Source organism: Shewanella sp. 10N.286.51.B2, from assembly GCF_041469265.1.
Taxonomy (GTDB): domain Bacteria; phylum Pseudomonadota; class Gammaproteobacteria; order Enterobacterales; family Shewanellaceae; genus Shewanella.
This window is the reverse complement of sequence record NZ_JBFRKH010000045.1, coordinates 1-16,757: the sequence shown is the minus strand read 5'-3', so window position 1 is coordinate 16,757 and position 16,757 is coordinate 1. Positions and strand designations below refer to the sequence as shown.

Sequence of the window (16,757 nt, the reverse complement as noted above, 5' to 3'; positions counted from 1 at the left end):
TTTGTTTCTCCCTATGCGAACTGTGGATTGATCTTATCAACGTCGATACCGTATTCAGTGATAGCTTTCGTTAGCACTTCTACTGGTAACTCTTTACGGTCAACAAGGGCTTTTAATGACGCGATGACAATGAACTTAGCGTCAACTTCAAAATGGTGACGTAAGTTTTCACGGCTATCACTGCGGCCAAAGCCGTCAGTACCTAGTACTTTATAATCAGTTGGAATGTAAGCACGTAATTGCTCACCATAAATCTTCATGTAATCCGTTGCTACAATAGCTGGCGCATCACTTGATAACACTTCAGAAATATAAGGCACTTTAGGCGTTTCAGTTGGGTGCAGCATGTTGTAACGCTCTGCAGCCTGACCATCACGGGTTAGCTCATTGAAGCTAGTCACGCTGTAAACGTCAGCAGTAATACCGAAGTCTTTCGATAATGCCACAGCCGCTTTGCGTACTTGCTCTAAAATCGTGCCGCTACCCATTAACTGTACAGAGCCTTTACCTGAACCTTTAAGAGTTTCAAGCTTATAAATACCTTTAACGATACCTTCTTCGCTGCCTTCTGGCATCGCAAGCTGCTCATAGTTTTCGTTCATGGTAGTCAAGTAGTAGAACACGTCTTCTTGCTCGCCATACATGCGGCGAATACCGTCTTGTACAATCACTGCGATTTCATAACCATAAGTCGGGTCATAAGAAATACAGTTAGGAATCGTGTTAGCTAATACATGGCTATGACCATCTTGATGCTGCAAGCCTTCACCGTTTAGGGTTGTGCGACCTGAAGTACCACCGACCATAAAGCCGCGAGCACGCATATCACCTGCAGCCCATGCCATGTCACCAATACGTTGGAAACCAAACATTGAGTAGTAGATGTAGAACGGGATCATTGGGGTATCGTTAACTGAGTAACTGGTTGCCGCAGCAACCCAAGATGACATTGCACCTAACTCGTTAATCCCTTCTTGCAATACTTGACCGGTTTTATCTTCACGGTAGTAAGCAACTTGATCAGAATCTTGTGGCTCGTATTTTTGCCCTTCATGAGCGTAAATACCCACTTGACGGAATAAACCTTCCATACCAAAGGTACGCGCTTCATCAGGAATGATCGGTACGATTTGCTTGCCGATTTTCTTGTCTTTAAGCAATGCCGTTAAAATACGCACAAATGACATAGTGCTTGAGATTTCACGACCATTTGAGCCTTTAAGTACTGAATCAAAGATCTTTAATGGCGGCACTTCAATATCTTTAGAGAACTTTTCAAGACGCTTTGGCATAGCACCATGAAGGGCAGCACGGCGCTCTTTTAAGTATTTAACTTCTTCAGAATCAGCACCAGGATGATAGTAAGGAATATCTTCTAACTGATCATCGCTAATCGGGATATTAAAACGATCGCGGAAGTATTTAAGCGATTCAATGCCCATTTTCTTCACGTTATGGGCAATGTTTTTACCTTCGCCCGCATCGCCCATTCCGTAACCTTTAACTGTTTTAGCAAGGATTACTGTAGGACGGCCTTTAGTGTTTTTAGCATGTTGCAGCGCAGCATAAATCTTAACTGGATCATGGCCACCACGGTTTAAACGCCAAATGTCATCATCTGACATGTTAGCCACCATTTCAGCAGTTTCAGGGTATTTGCCAAAGAAATGCTCACGAGTGTACGCGCCACCTTTAGCTTTACAGTTCTGGTACTCACCATCTACGGTTTCTTCCATTAACTGTAATAACTTGCCGCTAGTATCACGTGCAAGTAATGGATCCCAGTAGCGCCCCCAAATCACTTTAACAGCTTCCCATCCTGCGCCGCGGAACTCGCCTTCAAGCTCTTGGATAATCTTACCGTTACCACGTACAGGGCCATCAAGACGCTGTAAGTTACAGTTAACAATAAAACATAAATTATCTAATTCTTCACGAGCTGCAAGCCCGATTGCACCTAATGTTTCAGGCTCATCACACTCACCATCACCTAAGAAACAGTAAACCGTTTGCTCAGAGCAATCTTTAATACCACGGTCAGTCAAATACTTAAGGAAACGTGCTTGATAAATCGCTTGAATAGGACCTAAGCCCATAGATACTGTCGGGAACTGCCAGTAATCAGGCATTAACTTGGGATGCGGGTATGAAGACAAACCTTTACCATCAACTTCTTGACGGAAATTATTCATTTGGTCTTCAGTGATGCGGCCTTCAAGGAAAGAACGAGAATAAATACCAGGTGCAATATGCCCTTGATAATAAACTAAATCGCCGCCGTCTTTTTCATTTGGAGCGCGGAAGAAGTGGTTAAAACACACATCATAAATAGTCGCACTAGAAGCAAAACTTGAAATGTGACCACCTAGCTCTAAATCTTTCTTAGAACCACGTAATACCATTGCAAGTGCATTCCAACGAACGATAGCACGAATGCGGCGTTCCATTTCCTGATTACCAGGCATATGTGGCTCTTGGCCAGATGGAATCGTATTCAAATAAGCAGTGGTCGCTTTATATGGTAAATGTGTACCATTGCGGCGCGCTTTATCGATTAATTGTTCAAGTAGATAATGTGCACGTTCAGGGCCTTCTTGCTCTAATACGGCTTGCAGTGAATCTACCCATTCTTGAGTTTCTAATGGATCTAAGTCTTGTAGAATACCTTCAGACATGTCGCTGTCCTTTCTCTAGATACAGATAATTAATGTGTTTCGGTAAATTTATAATGCGTTTGATTATAAATCGGTATCAAACACCACTTTTTAAGCGGCGCAAGCTACGCTGTAACCGACTGTCTTCTTCCCTCACTGACAACATGACTTCCTCGATATAACTTAAATGTTCGTTCGAGGCTTCACGTGCCGCTTCAGGATCACGACGAATAATGGCAGCAAGCAGTGCTCGCCTATGTTCATTCGCCATGGTAGATGCTTCTTCGCGACGGCTTAAAAGCTCTAAATTTTGTGCCACGTTTTTGTGCAGCACAGGGGTTAAACTGAGTACAAGGTGTAACATCGCCACATTGTGTGACGCTTCGGCTACCGCACGGTAAAAACGCACAATGGCATCAGCCTGCGCTTCTACATCAACAGCCGCTTCAACTTCGTTAATTGAACGTTTAATGCTTTGCATATCGGCATCATTACCACGCAGCGCAGCAAAATAAGCCATCATGCCTTCAGTGGCATGACGAAACTCCAGTAAGTCGTACTGACTTTCTGAGTCGTTATGCATTAATTCAACGATAGGATCGGCAAGACTTTGCCAAAGTTGTTCTTTAACGTAGGTTCCGCCACCTTGGCGGCGCATTAGTAAGCCTTTGGCTTCTAACTTTTGAATCGCTTCACGTAATGAAGGGCGTGACACTTCAAATTGCAAAGCAAGCTCGCGCTCAGGCGGTAATTTTTGCCCAGGCTGTAAACTTCCTTCGAGGATCATGCGCTCTAATTGCTCCATGATCACATCTGAAATTTTAGGCTGAGTTATTTTGCTATAAGCCATTTGGGGCTCGGCTCCGTTGTCAATTGGTCTTACCAATTTATATGATATAGCGCACTTTATCAAATCAAACAATTGATGTCTAGTTAGACGAGCGTTGAATGGGTGTTAATTGAAGGTTTCAAACATCGCTACGCACTTTGAGCAAGAGCATAACGAAAAAAAACGTCTAAGAGGTTTGACCATCTCGGTGTTATCGCGCTAAAGCATTGATTGCCTTATTATCGCTATAACAAACTCATTTTAAGCTTAGATTGTAGCTATAAAAATCCGTTTTACACAGCACAATTTATAAAAACACTGTTTTAACTTATGATCATTATTTCGGCGGCTCAGGCCGCCCATCACCGCAATTAAAACTTATTAGCTAACCAAACCAAATATAGTCAGCACCGATAATACCGTAACCAGTAAAATAAAGTTTCTTTTGCTCAATGCAAGCAGTGCCAATGTGGGCTGTGCGCAAACAGGGGCATCGCTTTGCTCAGGCATCACTTCAGCGGCTAAAGCGGTATAGGTAACAATATTTTTGGCGCTATTATTAGGGTTAAAAACCTGCTTTCGCCACTGTGAAATACCTGCAGCAAAGTGACCACTTAATACAAACCCAAAGCTAAATACTCGGCTCGGTAACCAATCGAATAAAAATAATAATTGATCAATAAATGGCATATCCAATTGCTGCTGCTGATTGTATTGCTGATAAAAACGCACCGAACAATAAAGCACTGCGCCAACAGGGCCAAAACAAATCAAATATAATGCCACCGCGCCATAATAGCGATAATTAACCCAAGCCACGGTTTTACCAATCTGCTGACCTAAGTCTTTTTCATCAACCGCATCTAAACATTCACTGCAATCGAGCTTTTCTGCATGGTGATAACAGGCTTGAACATCGCCGCGACAAGCCGCCAGCATATATTTTTTAAATGCCGCCCGTAAGCTTTGGTGGCTAAAGCACACAATCGAAACCAGCATCCAGATCAATAAGGTGATCACATCGAAAAAAACACCATCTAGTAACAGCAGCACCAAAAACAGTGTCATTGCTGGCAGTAGCACCACAAAGGCAACCCAGCCAGCAGAATCTAATGCTTTATCTTTCCAAAATAATTGCTGGTATTTAGAAAGTAAATCATCAAATTGCCAATGTGCGGGTAACAGCTTTAAGCGCTCAACCATAATTGCAATTAACAATGAAAATAGTGCCATGGGACCTCTGCAAACAATCTAAAAAATATTGGGTTAAAGTAACACTAACATCATGACTTAGCCGTTAATGCAGTTAAATATCTTTGCCAATCAAAACTATCACCTGGATCGGTTTTGCGTCCAGGAGCAATATCACAATGTCCGACGATATTTGCTTGATTAAGCATAGGATATTGCGCAAACAACACCAAGGTTAATTGCACTAATTCGCGATATTGCGCATCGGTATAAGGGTCGCTATCTGTGCCTTCCATTTCAATGCCAATGGTAAAATCATTACAACCTTCTCGGCCATTAAAACACGAAACCCCAGCATGCCACGCTCGGTCATCACAGCTAACATACTGCACTAACTCACCATCACGGCGAATTAAAAAGTGTGCCGACACTTCAAGCCCGGCAATATCAGCAAAACTTGGATCTGCATCCACCGCTAAACAGCCCTGAAATAAACCATCAATGTGCGGCAAGCCATAACAACCTGCAGGCAAACTAATATTATGAATAACTAAGCCGCTAACCTCATTATTAGGGCGCGGGTTAAAATGCGGTGATGGGCATAGCCGTGCACCTTGATGCCAGCCTGATTTCAATTGTGTATCCATAATTAATAATAAAATCTCAAGTAATGAATTAACCATGCCAGCGTGGCTGCAGTTTGCATCTCAACGAACCATCAGTAAGTCACCATTATCAGTGCCCAAAAAGCAAGCAACAAATACCTGCGATAAAAGATAAAAAAGCACCAAGGTTCGTCGCTGTAAAACCTTAAAATAATATTGCCCTAGCAGCCAACACAGTAACAGTTTGACTGCTATATTTTAAATTAACAACTGTGATAAAGTAATAGGCATATTGTTTCTCATTTTTTAAACATTGAGTTGGCCCAAGCAACTCAATTTAGTTGTAATTTCAAGGACATTCACATGATTGAAAATGACATCCGTCATGCCGTTAAAGCTGCACTTGATGAAGACCTAGGCCATACGCCAGCCCAAACCCCGCAAGATATGCTTAATGCCGATATTACCGCGCAACTTATTCCAGCAGATAAACATGCTGAAGCGGTGTTAATCACCCGTGAAGAAGGCGTTTTTTGCGGAAAAGCATGGGCAGAACAAGTATTTAATCAGCTCGGCGGTGATGTAGCCTTGCATTGGCATGTGGATGATGGCGACTTATTGGTTCCCAACCAGGTGTTATGTGAATTATCAGGCCCAGCAAGAGCCATCTTAACCGGTGAACGCACCGCGATGAACTTCATCCAAACCCTATCTGGTGTTGCCAGTCTCACTAAGCTTTATGTTAACAAGTTAGCTGATACCCACACTAAACTGCTCGATACCCGCAAAACCATTCCCGGCCTGCGCACCGCGCAAAAATATGCCGTCGCTTGTGGTGGCGGTAAAAACCATCGTATTGGTTTGTTTGATGCCTTCTTAATTAAAGAAAACCACATTATGGCTTGCGGCAATATCGAACTTGCAATAAAAACAGCCCGACAAGTAGCCGCTGACAAACCAGTTGAAGTGGAAGTAGAATCAATCGCCGAGCTAACCCAAGCGTTAGAAGCAGGTTCTGACATCATCATGCTCGATAATTTTGATGTCACCATGATGGTAGAAGCAGTAGCACTTAATTCCAGCTATTTAGATCAAGGTAAAGGCGCAAAGCTGGAAGTATCCGGTAATGTCACCATCGACACCATTGCAGACTTTGCCAGAACCGGTGTTGACTACATCTCAGTTGGCGCACTCACTAAGCACGTTAAAGCCTTGGATTTATCCTTACGCTTTAAAAACTAATGTTAAGCTGAGCTTGATAAATCATTAGCCCAGTTAAATAGCAAGATAAGTCAGTAATCGCTAATAACAATCAAAACCAGCTATTTATAGCTGGTTTTTTTGCTCGCACTAAAAGCTTAGCTAAATAAGGCTGACTAAATAGATAGCGCAATGGCAGCCTTACAACAATTGTAGCCTTACTATAAGCCCTGTAGCTTGAATCAATAGCCACAAAGATTAAACTGGTGCCCACCTTTGACCTTTGACAACTATCTCCCCCTAAGGGCTTAAATAACCTCCCTTAAAAGCTCAAATAACCTTACCACCAGGGCTTAAATACCTACATAAATCAAGCGCTATAACCTTACATTTTCTATGGTGCCATTTTTTTGACAAATAACAACCAAAGTCAAATTGACTAAATAACCGACTAAAAGTGTCAATAATGTGCTGCAAAATCATTACAAACAGCAGCTTAAAACAACCTTTTTATCTTTTTAGTTAAAAAACTCGCCACAAGCTATTCCATTTTCAGCAACTTTATACTAACGTTTAGCTTGGATGAATGAAGTATCAGATTTAACTTTTAATAATCAGCTTTTCAACATGTTACAAATGTAACATTGAGTGAGCGAAAAATGATTTTTAAAAGAACAATGATAAATCAAACATTTTGTTAACAAACTGACCTTGCAGCACTTTGTTGACCCTAGTTACAGATTAGATAGCAATTTGTTAATGACTAGCCTATTCTGCTTTCGAGGTATTTAGTTGGACATATTGGTTTTACTGATCCGTTTTACAAGAACGGCTTGATTGTTCTTGATGAAATCATTCATTTAAAACCCTTTGTAGTTTTTAACAGTTATCACAGTCAATTGGGCCAAGCTAGTTAAACCGTAAGTTCTGCCCAGTAGACTGTAATGCAAAACAACACTAGTAAATTAATGCCGACAGGTTGTGGTGACTAGGACACCACTCATAACAATTAAGGGCCTTTAACTGTTATGAGATTCAAGGATGACAACAAACCCGACGCAACACTTAAGCATCATAAGAGAGAGATAAAAAATGAAAAGCATTAACCAAATCAAAAACACTAAGGGTTTTACTCTTATTGAATTAATGATCGTAGTTGCGATTATCGGTATTCTGGCAGCAATCGCATTGCCTGCTTACAAAGAATATGTAAACAAAAGTGAAGTGAATTCTTGTTTAGGCGAGGCTGCCGCATATACTAAAGCCGCCTCTGCTGCAGTAATTGCAGAATTAGATGCTGCTGATGTTCCTGCCTATGTCGCTGTTGCTTGCGCAAGTGGCGGCCCGACAGCTAAACCAGCTGCAATCGGTGACTTAACCGGTACAGTATCTTTTACTGCTGCAGATACGTCAACGAGCACCATTACCTGCACTTGGGATACTGCAACTTGTAAAGCAGGTACCTAATTTACCCACCTTTGTCACAAAAAGGCCGCTCATATGCGGCCTTTTCTATACAATAATCTAAAGATGAAACATACAACATAGCATGCGTAATTTCACCTTTGAGTAAAATATTACTACAGCTTAACTCAATTCAGATATAAGCTAATAAAGCAATTAAAAATGATTCAGTAAAAGCCCGCCTTTAAAATTACTCTTATAATAGTTTCCGCTATTACTTCCTCCCAGTCGTAACGTAGTGTGACCACTCAAGCAATTTGCAGCTATAGCACAACGAATCAAGTCGTGTTGAAGCAATATATAGTTGGATACCAACTCGTAGGTCCTTTTATTCGTCAAGTGAGCAGGTAAATCGGATACATTTATAATGTTTTGGAAATGTTTAATACATAACCTTAGTTAATAACTAACCAACCCATTCACCCATATCCTTGGGAAAAGTGCTGATAGCAGCTCTTCATTTTTGTATGTCAAAAATAGTAAGTAACTTATAGCTGCAACGAAAAGGAATAATAAAGTCTTAACAGGTAACTCAAGCTGATAATGACGACCAGAATCAAACGTTGTAAGTATTGCAACTAAAAAGACTAAAGTAATCTGTGAAAATGGCATTACAGCGACACCGCTAAATAACGAATATATAAGGCCTGATGATACGGCAAATACTATAGGGGTAATCTCTGGAATAGTCTGTTGCTGTATAGAATCTAACCTGCTGTATAACCGATTAGCACACCAAGTAGTAAATGCTACACATGATATACCACCGTACTCATACAATATTTGCATAATAAGATTATGAGGATGTGCATGCGGTAGTGGTTTTGCTTCAGCCCATGTAAAGCTCATTGGACCAAACCCAAGCCATAGATTTTCAGGAATACGAGTTAGAATATAAAGCCATAAATCTACTCGCCCTGAACTAGTCGTTCTTATTTGAAAGTTTGCGCTCTCCATTAACCAATGAGGGATTGCAATGATAAACACCAACCATAAAACTACTCCAGCCATTATTGTTTTAAGTACAATTGAAATAAATTGCTGACGAGTATGTTGAGATAAAAAAAATGCGATCAAACTAGATGCAAGGATTAGGGATAGCATGCCACCGCGCGCTTGCGTCTGTAGCAATACTAGCCAATGTAACGATAAAACAATGAATGAAAAATGCTTATACTTAGCTAAATTTTGACAAAAATACGGTAAAAAAAGCAGTGGTATAACCATCACTTGTAATTGGTTAAAAAAACGAACATTAACATAGCCAGAAATTAGGCCATGAATGTCAAAACTTTGCGCATCAGCATACGAAAACAGTAAAAATAAAATGTATTTAATAAATGTAAATATAGAGAATAGTAAAGCACAAAGGTAAAGACCTAAAAAAAAGCTTTCTCTGTTAAGGGCTTTAATGCAGGTAGCAAGAACTAAAAATGCACACAACAATAATCCCATATTGGCAATTTCAACCATCCCCCAAAATGGATGCTTACTGTACAAAGCAGATAAAATAGCTAATGAAAAAAATATACCCAAAAAAGATGCTGTTACTTTAGATACTCTGATGAATTCGACTTCTTTAACGAAACACAAACCAAGAGAGGACAAACATATAAAAAACACTACCAGCATGCGTTTTATATCGTATTGACTATCGACACCAACAAAAGGTGTAAAATCATTCGCAAATACAGTTCCAAGAAGTAATACACATACAAAGCTAATGAATACCAATTTAGAATAAGTTTTTAATTGAATGTACATCAGCTAACCACCCCTTGAACATTCAAACTTTGGAAGTTCAATTCATTATCCATTGTTGACTCACATGTTTTGCCAAAATTAATATCCTGCCCAGCATTACTTGAGCAACATTATCCATTGTAAAAATTTCAATTCATAAACACCCATAAGTAAATACAAATTGAATTATCTATAAAATACAGACACTTCACAACAGGTAGCCCCAATCGACCGGTAACGCAGTTTAAACAGGTTGTTAACGCAAGTCATTCACAAATGAAATATTCACTTAAAATAGGAATAAAAATATTATTCTTACAGATATCTATTTATTGTTGAAATTGATATATTTTTAATCTTCTAATTTATGACAAATTCTGAAAAAGACGTTATCATTTAATACTTAGTTTCAACTGGAGCCTCCATGCCATCTAACGGCTTACATCTTGGTTTATCAACCTTGTTTATCCGTAAAGGGATATTATCTGATGAGCAGGTATCTTCTGCTATTACTCAATCCCGTAAATCTAAACATTCATTGGTAACAACCTTAGTTGATTCAAAAGTCATATCCGCCAGAGCAATTGCTGAATTGTGTTATGAAGAGTATGGCTCGCCACTATTAGATTTAGCTGAGTTTGATTTAGCCAATATCCCCGAAGACATAATCAATAAAAAACTCATCGCCAATCACTGCTGCCTGCCATTATTTAAGCGCAGTAATCGCATATATATCGCCACTTCTGATCCAACTAACATTGCCGCCCTAGAAGACTTTCAATTCAGCCTAGGCTTACATGCCGAAGCCATTATCGTTGAAGACGATAAATTAACAATCGCAGTTGAAAAGATTCTAGAAGATGATATATCTGGCTTAAGCTTAGACGGCATGGATGAGCAAGCACTAGCTGGCATTGAAATAACTGATACCGATAAACAGCATCAAGAAAAAGAAGCTGAAAGCAGCGACGATGCGCCTATTGTCATTTATATTAATAAAATCCTTACTGACGCTATTCGTAAAGGCGCCTCTGATTTACATTTTGAGCCCTATGAAAAGCGCTATCGCATTCGTTTTCGCATCGACGGTATTTTGCACGAAGTATCTGAACCACCGGTTAATCTTTCTAACAGGCTATCCGCTCGCTTAAAGGTGATGTCAAAGCTTGATATTGCCGAGCGCCGCGTGCCCCAAGATGGCCGCATAAAAATGAAACTGTCACGCACCAAATCAATCGATTTTCGTGTCAGCACCTTGCCCACTATTTGGGGCGAAAAAATTGTAATGCGTATTTTGGACTCATCTTCAGCGCAATTAGGCATTGAAAAGCTCGGTTATGACGATGACCAACGTGAGCTTTATGAGCAAATGCTCGCCAAACCTCAGGGAATGATATTAGTAACAGGCCCAACGGGTTCTGGTAAAACCGTATCCCTATATACTGGCCTTAATATCCTCAATACTGAAGAACGTAATATCTCCACCGCTGAAGATCCGGTAGAGATTAACTTAGAAGGCGTTAATCAGGTTCACATTAATCTAAAAGCCGGCTTAACCTTCGCATCTGCATTACGCTCATTTTTACGTCAAGACCCTGATGTGGTCATGGTGGGTGAAATCCGTGATTTAGAAACCGCCGAAATTGCCATTAAAGCCGCCCAAACCGGTCACTTAGTATTATCGACTCTGCATACTAACTCTGCCGCTGAAACCTTGACTCGTCTGATTAACATGGGCGTGCCCGGTTACAACATTGCCAGTTCGGTGAACCTAATTATTGCTCAGCGCCTTGCCAGACGCCTATGCCCAGAGTGCAAAGCACCTGAAGATGTGCCCGAGGCAGAATTAAAACGCCTAGGCTTTACTGACGAAAATATAAGTTCTAACTTTACGGTTTATAAACCTGTCGGCTGTGAGCATTGCTCTGGCGGTTATAAAGGCCGTGTGGGTATATATGAAGTGATGAAAATGACCGATGAGATTGCCAGAACTATTATGGAAGGCGGTAACTCACTGCAAATAGCCAAACAGGCCAAGGCCAATGGTATGCGTGATTTAAGACTCTCTGGCTTACTTAAAGTCACCCAAGGCATTACTAGCATTGCCGAAGTGAATCGTGTTACCAGTTTTAACTAAAGCAACCAAGCAGTTTTATAACAAATTGCTTAACAACAGAATTGTCAAATAAAAACAAAAAGGATTTGCTTGATGGCAACTGCAACCCTAAGAAGAAAGCAAAAGAGCAAAAAAGATATCAAGCACCAACCTAAGGTGTTCACTTTTGAATGGAAAGGTGTCAATCGTGATGGTCAACGTACTTCAGGTGAATTACGTGGCAGTAGTATTGCTGAAATTCGCAGTGTTTTAAAAGCCCAAGGCGTCACGCCTAAGGGAGTGAGAAAAAAGTCAGTCTCTTTGTTTAAATCTGAGAAAAAAATTACTGCAATGGACATTGCAATGATTACTCGACAGGTTGCAACAATGCTAGCAGCGGGGGTGCCATTGGTGACTACCTTTGAGCTACTCGGTCGAGGTCATGAAAAAGCTAAAGTACGTGAGTTACTCGGCACCATTGTCACTGATGTCCAATCAGGTATCCCACTATCTGATGCCTTAAGACCTCACAGACAGTATTTTGATGACCTTTATGTGGATTTAGTCGCGGCAGGTGAACACTCAGGGTCGCTAGATGCCGTATTTGACAGAATTGCCACCTATCGAGAAAAAGCTGAACAATTAAAATCAAAAATCAAAAAAGCCATGTTTTATCCTGCTGCTGTAGTTATTGTCGCTATAGCCGTGACCGTTTTATTATTGTTATTTGTAGTCCCTCAATTTGAAAGTATATTCCAGGGATTTGGTGCAGAACTTCCTGCATTTACTCAATTCATAGTCGGCATTTCGCGCTGGTTACAAAGTTCTTGGTATTTCTTTGCCATTGGAATAATTGCTAGTATTTTTTTGTTCAGACGTGCTCACCGAAATTCTCAAGCTTTTCGCGACCGAGTTGATGAGGCATTATTAAAAATCCCAGCAATAGGTAATATTCTACATAAAGCGGCCATGGCAAGATTTGCTAGAACACTCGCCACTACCTTCTCGGCCGGTGTTCCATTGATTGATGGCTTAGAATCTGCAGCTGGCGCTTCTGGTAATGCTGTATACAAAAAAGCATTACTAAAAGTTCGCCAAGAAGTGATGGCAGGAATGCAGATGAACGTGGCAATGCGTACCACAGGTTTATTCCCTGACATGCTCATTCAAATGGTGATGATCGGTGAAGAATCTGGTGGGTTGGACGATATGCTCAATAAAGTCGCCAATATTTATGAAATGCAAGTTGATGATGCTGTTGATGGTTTATCAAGTTTAATTGAACCCATTATGATGGTGGTTATTGGTACACTTGTCGGCGGACTAATTGTTGGTATGTATCTGCCTATCTTCCAAATGGGTAATATTGTTGGCTAGCACTCCAAGTCACATTAAGTTAAATTAAAATAAGAATAAAATGACCGAATTTTTCGAAATATTTACCACTAGCATGAGCCAATATCCTTGGCTATTTATGCTGATTAGCTTTATTTTTGCGGCCACCATTGGCAGCTTTTTAAATGTTGTCATTCATCGTTTTCCAGTAATGATGAAGCGAGAATGGCAAACTGAGTGTAATTATTATTTATCTGAATATCACCCAGACATAGTCAAAGAAGTGGGTGAAACAAGATTAACTAAACCCATTGACCACTTCCCTAAAAAATACAATTTAGTGGTGCCAAATTCTGCCTGCCCCAAATGTAACGACAACATTAAGGCTTGGCATAATTTGCCGGTTTTAGGTTGGTTGCTACTTAAAGGCAAGTGCGCCAGTTGTAAAACGGCGATTAGTCCCCGCTATCCCATCGTTGAATTTATTACCGGAGCCCTCATTGCCACCTTAGCTTGGCATTTTGGCCCAACATGGCAGTTTTTATTCGCCTCCATATTAACCTTTGTGCTAGTTGCCCTTACTGGTATCGACTTAGATGAAATGCTGCTGCCAGATCAACTCACACTACCTATTTTGTGGTTAGGCTTAATCATTAACCTCAATGGCGTATTTACCAGCCCTACCGATGCCATTATTGGCGCTGCGGCAGGCTATTTAAGTTTGTGGTCAGTTTTTTGGTTATTTAAGCTGGCAACAGGCAAAGAAGGCATGGGATATGGTGACTTCAAATTATTAGCCGTATTTGGCGCTTGGCTTGGCTGGCAGTATTTACCCCTTATCATCTTACTATCATCATTAGTCGGTGCTATTGTGGGTATCACCCTAATCATTTTTAAAAAGTTAGCCAAAGACAAACCAATTCCATTTGGACCTTATATTGCCATTGCTGGCTGGGTAGCATTAATCTGGGGACAAGACATCATAAACTGGTATCTAAGCACTCTATAACCAGTTATTAACTCCTGTGTGTGAGAAATTTATGAGTAACTTCATTGTTGGCCTAACAGGTGGTATTGGCTCAGGTAAAACCACCGTGGCAAACTTATTTGCAGATTTAGACATCGAACTCGTTGATGCCGATATCATTGCCCGGCAAGTGGTCGCCAAAGGCTCAGCAGGCTTACAACAAATACAGCAGCATTTTGGCGCCAGTGTATTACTCGACACTGGCGAACTTAATCGCCCTGCGCTGCGTGAAAAGGTATTCAATCAGCCCGAACAGAGATTATGGCTCAATAATCTGTTACATCCCATGATACGCCAGCAAATGCTTCAGGCAGTAGCAGATGCTAAATCAATATATGTAATTATGGTTGTACCCTTGCTATTTGAGAATGGGTTAGATAGGTTAGTCAATACAACTTTAGTGGTGGATATTCCACCACACCAACAAATAGCAAGAACAGCTAAGCGTGATGGTGTTGATTCAACCCAAGTTGAACAAATAATTAATAGTCAGATAGATAGAGAGCAAAGATTACAAAAAGCTGACGCTATCATTGATAATACCCAGACACCTGAAGCACTTCGTCACACTGTTCAGTTATTACATCAGCAATATTTAGATAAAGCATCTCAAGATAATAATAATGAATGATGACCTGATTTATGAGCAACCATTAAACGAAAAAACTAGAAGCTACTTACGCCTTGAGTATTTAGCTGAACAGCTCGAGCTACACACAAAATCAGATCATCAGCATCATTGTTTTTATCCATTGTTTTCATTATCAGAACTTACAGATCGCTGTGACTATCGTTCTGACATCTTAAAAGATATCGACAAACAACTTATCTTGTTAGAAAAGTGGCATGTTTTACCTCATGTTAATAAAATTCAAATCCAACGTATTATTGATCAGCTGATTCAAGCAAAAGCACCGCTACAAACCAACGAAAGAATAGGTTGCCATTTAAAGCAAGACAGATTTATTGCCGCACTAAAACAACGATTTGGTATGCCAGGTGCTTGTTGTAATTTCGACTTACCGCAACTGCATTTCTGGTTATCAAAACCATGGGATGAAAGACAGCAAGATTTAAAAACATGGATAGCCCATTACCTGCCCATTTTAGAACCCATTAAAATACTACTCGATTTAACAAGAAGTACTGCAGAATTTAGAAGCGCTGAAGCAGAACAAGGTTTCTTGCAAGGAAACAGTCCACACCCTCTGACACTTGTTCGAGTAAAAATCAAAAGCAAAGAAGGTTGTTACCCCACAATTAGTGGTCACAAAAGTCGCTATGCCATTCATTTTGTCAATTTTGACAACCAAAAACATACTGACAAAAAAGTAAAATTCAAACTGGCTACTTGCAACTAAATTCTTTAATATCACCAAGAATTTTACAGCGAGGAATCTTATGTCTATTTCAGTTAAATGCCCAATCTGCCAGACTCAAGTAGAGTGGAGTCAAGAATCTAAATTCAAACCATTTTGCAGTGAACGTTGCAAATTAATCGACCTCGGCGATTGGGCCAGCGAAAAACATGCTATTCCCGTTAAGCCAGAGTTTGACCATGAAATGTTAGATTCTGAAGGTTTTGACGAAGGCGACTTCTTTAAACACTAATCACCTCCTCCACTCAAGCGAGCATTCTAATGAAAAGAGTCAATGTTGCCGTCGGCATAATCATCAATGACCAACAACAAGTTTTATTAGCTAAGAGGCACGCACACCTGCACCAAGGTGATAAGTGGGAATTCCCAGGTGGTAAGGTCGAAGTAAATGAAACGGTCTCACAAGCATTAATTAGAGAGCTAAAAGAAGAAGTAAACCTAACAGTTAATACAACTGAGCCTTTTATGGTCATTTCACATGATTACCCAGATAAGCAAGTGCTTCTTCAGATCCACCTAGTGAAAGACTTTACAGGCACTGCCAGTGGTGTTGAAGGCCAAAAAATTGAATGGGTTAATAAAACCAATCTAACTAGTTTTGATTTCCCTGAAGCCAATATCCCCATCCTTAAGAGGTTACTCGCGTAACAGCAACAATTCCATCGCTATTAGAAAGTATATAAAGCACTATGTTAATGAGTGCTTTAATCAATTATTCTAAACAACAGTGAAACCACAATCCTTTAGCTGCTCTAGCTATGTAATTCACAGACACCACTAACAATTGTTTATAGCAAAAAAATCATAATAGATATCAGCCACTAACTCATGTTCACTATTATCCTAAAAGCGAACAACAATAGCCTTCTTAATCCAGATTAAGCGCTTGGCGCTATTTAGCTGCGGATAAGTATTTCGCGTTTCATGTTTGTATAAAGTGTTGCTTTATAACCACAGACATTACCCCCCTACTTTTACATGGGGATTCGTCCACACTCACCACTCACCACTCACCACTCACCACTCACCACTCACCACTCACCACTCACCACTCACCACTCACCACTCACCACTTACGATATTATCTAGCAGCTAATGACTCAAGTTATCAGCGTTAGGATTTATTCTTTTTGCCCCAATACGAAAAAAGCCCTGACTGTTAAGTCAGGGCTTTAACGACTCTCTTACGAGAGATATTAGGCGCTTGGCGATGACCTACTTTCACATGGGCATTC

Annotated in this window: 14 protein-coding genes; 9 read left to right on the top strand and 5 right to left on the bottom strand. The window is 40.4% G+C overall.

Translation table 11 applies throughout. From position 1 onward, the window contains the following. Positions 1 to 11: 11 nt before the first annotated feature. The 4 genes from aceE to ampD all read right to left on the bottom strand — a co-directional run bounded on the left by aceE (position 12) and on the right by ampD (position 5,321). Complete coding sequence (gene aceE, locus AB4140_RS12250) at positions 12 to 2,675, bottom strand: pyruvate dehydrogenase (acetyl-transferring), homodimeric type (protein WP_102440031.1); 2,664 nt, start codon at positions 2,673 to 2,675, stop codon at positions 12 to 14. Between the two features lie 76 nt (positions 2,676 to 2,751). Continuing rightward, positions 2,752 to 3,504 carry a pyruvate dehydrogenase complex transcriptional repressor PdhR gene (pdhR, locus tag AB4140_RS12245; RefSeq protein ID WP_076538482.1) on the bottom strand — a complete coding sequence of 251 codons (753 nt, stop codon included), beginning with the start codon at positions 3,502 to 3,504 and terminating at the stop codon, positions 2,752 to 2,754. A 360-nt stretch (positions 3,505 to 3,864) separates the two neighbouring features. Further along, on the bottom strand, positions 3,865 to 4,716 hold the full coding sequence (gene ampE, locus AB4140_RS12240; protein WP_102440032.1) for a beta-lactamase regulator AmpE: 852 nt from the start codon (positions 4,714 to 4,716) through the stop codon (positions 3,865 to 3,867). Between the two features lie 50 nt (positions 4,717 to 4,766). Continuing rightward, positions 4,767 to 5,321, bottom strand: a complete 555-nt coding sequence (ampD, locus tag AB4140_RS12235; RefSeq protein WP_102440050.1) for a 1,6-anhydro-N-acetylmuramyl-L-alanine amidase AmpD — start codon at positions 5,319 to 5,321, stop codon at positions 4,767 to 4,769. Between the two features lie 321 nt (positions 5,322 to 5,642). Between ampD and nadC the strand changes: the two genes are divergently transcribed. Together nadC and AB4140_RS12225 are read left to right on the top strand one after the other, a co-directional pair. Further along, positions 5,643 to 6,521, top strand: coding sequence for a carboxylating nicotinate-nucleotide diphosphorylase (gene nadC / locus AB4140_RS12230; protein WP_102440033.1), 879 nt, complete (start codon positions 5,643 to 5,645; stop codon positions 6,519 to 6,521). Between the two features lie 1,050 nt (positions 6,522 to 7,571). Further along, a complete protein-coding gene (locus AB4140_RS12225; RefSeq protein ID WP_372001101.1) occupies positions 7,572 to 7,946 on the top strand; it encodes a prepilin-type N-terminal cleavage/methylation domain-containing protein in 375 nt (124 codons plus the stop codon). Positions 7,947 to 8,342: 396 nt separating this feature from the next. On the opposite strand, the gene AB4140_RS12220 is transcribed toward AB4140_RS12225, so the two are convergent. Further along, a complete protein-coding gene (locus tag AB4140_RS12220; protein ID WP_372001099.1) occupies positions 8,343 to 9,707 on the bottom strand; it encodes an O-antigen ligase family protein in 1,365 nt (454 codons plus the stop codon). 403 nt (positions 9,708 to 10,110) lie between these two features. Here AB4140_RS12220 and pilB point away from each other — a divergent pair, with 403 nt between their 5' ends. The 7 genes from pilB to mutT all read left to right on the top strand — a co-directional run bounded on the left by pilB (position 10,111) and on the right by mutT (position 16,170). Then, a complete protein-coding gene (gene pilB / locus AB4140_RS12215; RefSeq protein WP_372001097.1) occupies positions 10,111 to 11,823 on the top strand; it encodes a type IV-A pilus assembly ATPase PilB in 1,713 nt (570 codons plus the stop codon). A 72-nt stretch (positions 11,824 to 11,895) separates the two neighbouring features. Further along, a complete protein-coding gene (locus AB4140_RS12210; protein ID WP_372001095.1) occupies positions 11,896 to 13,158 on the top strand; it encodes a type II secretion system F family protein in 1,263 nt (420 codons plus the stop codon). A gap of 40 nt (positions 13,159 to 13,198) precedes the next feature. Then, the gene (locus tag AB4140_RS12205) at positions 13,199 to 14,125 is read left to right on the top strand and encodes an A24 family peptidase (protein ID WP_372001093.1); all 927 of its coding nucleotides are present in this window, start codon (positions 13,199 to 13,201) and stop codon (positions 14,123 to 14,125) included. 31 nt (positions 14,126 to 14,156) lie between these two features. After that, positions 14,157 to 14,774, top strand: coding sequence for a dephospho-CoA kinase (gene coaE, locus AB4140_RS12200; RefSeq protein WP_102440039.1), 618 nt, complete (start codon positions 14,157 to 14,159; stop codon positions 14,772 to 14,774). Continuing rightward, positions 14,767 to 15,504: a cell division protein ZapD gene (zapD, locus tag AB4140_RS12195; RefSeq protein WP_372001091.1), complete on the top strand. Its 738-nt coding sequence runs from the start codon at positions 14,767 to 14,769 to the stop codon at positions 15,502 to 15,504. Before coaE ends, zapD begins: the two co-directional genes overlap by 8 nt. 40 nt (positions 15,505 to 15,544) lie before the next feature. Continuing rightward, positions 15,545 to 15,754, top strand: coding sequence for a DNA gyrase inhibitor YacG (gene yacG, locus AB4140_RS12190; protein WP_102440041.1), 210 nt, complete (start codon positions 15,545 to 15,547; stop codon positions 15,752 to 15,754). Between the two features lie 29 nt (positions 15,755 to 15,783). After that, positions 15,784 to 16,170 carry an 8-oxo-dGTP diphosphatase MutT gene (gene mutT, locus AB4140_RS12185; RefSeq protein ID WP_102440042.1) on the top strand — a complete coding sequence of 129 codons (387 nt, stop codon included), beginning with the start codon at positions 15,784 to 15,786 and terminating at the stop codon, positions 16,168 to 16,170. Positions 16,171 to 16,757: the final 587 nt, after the last annotated feature.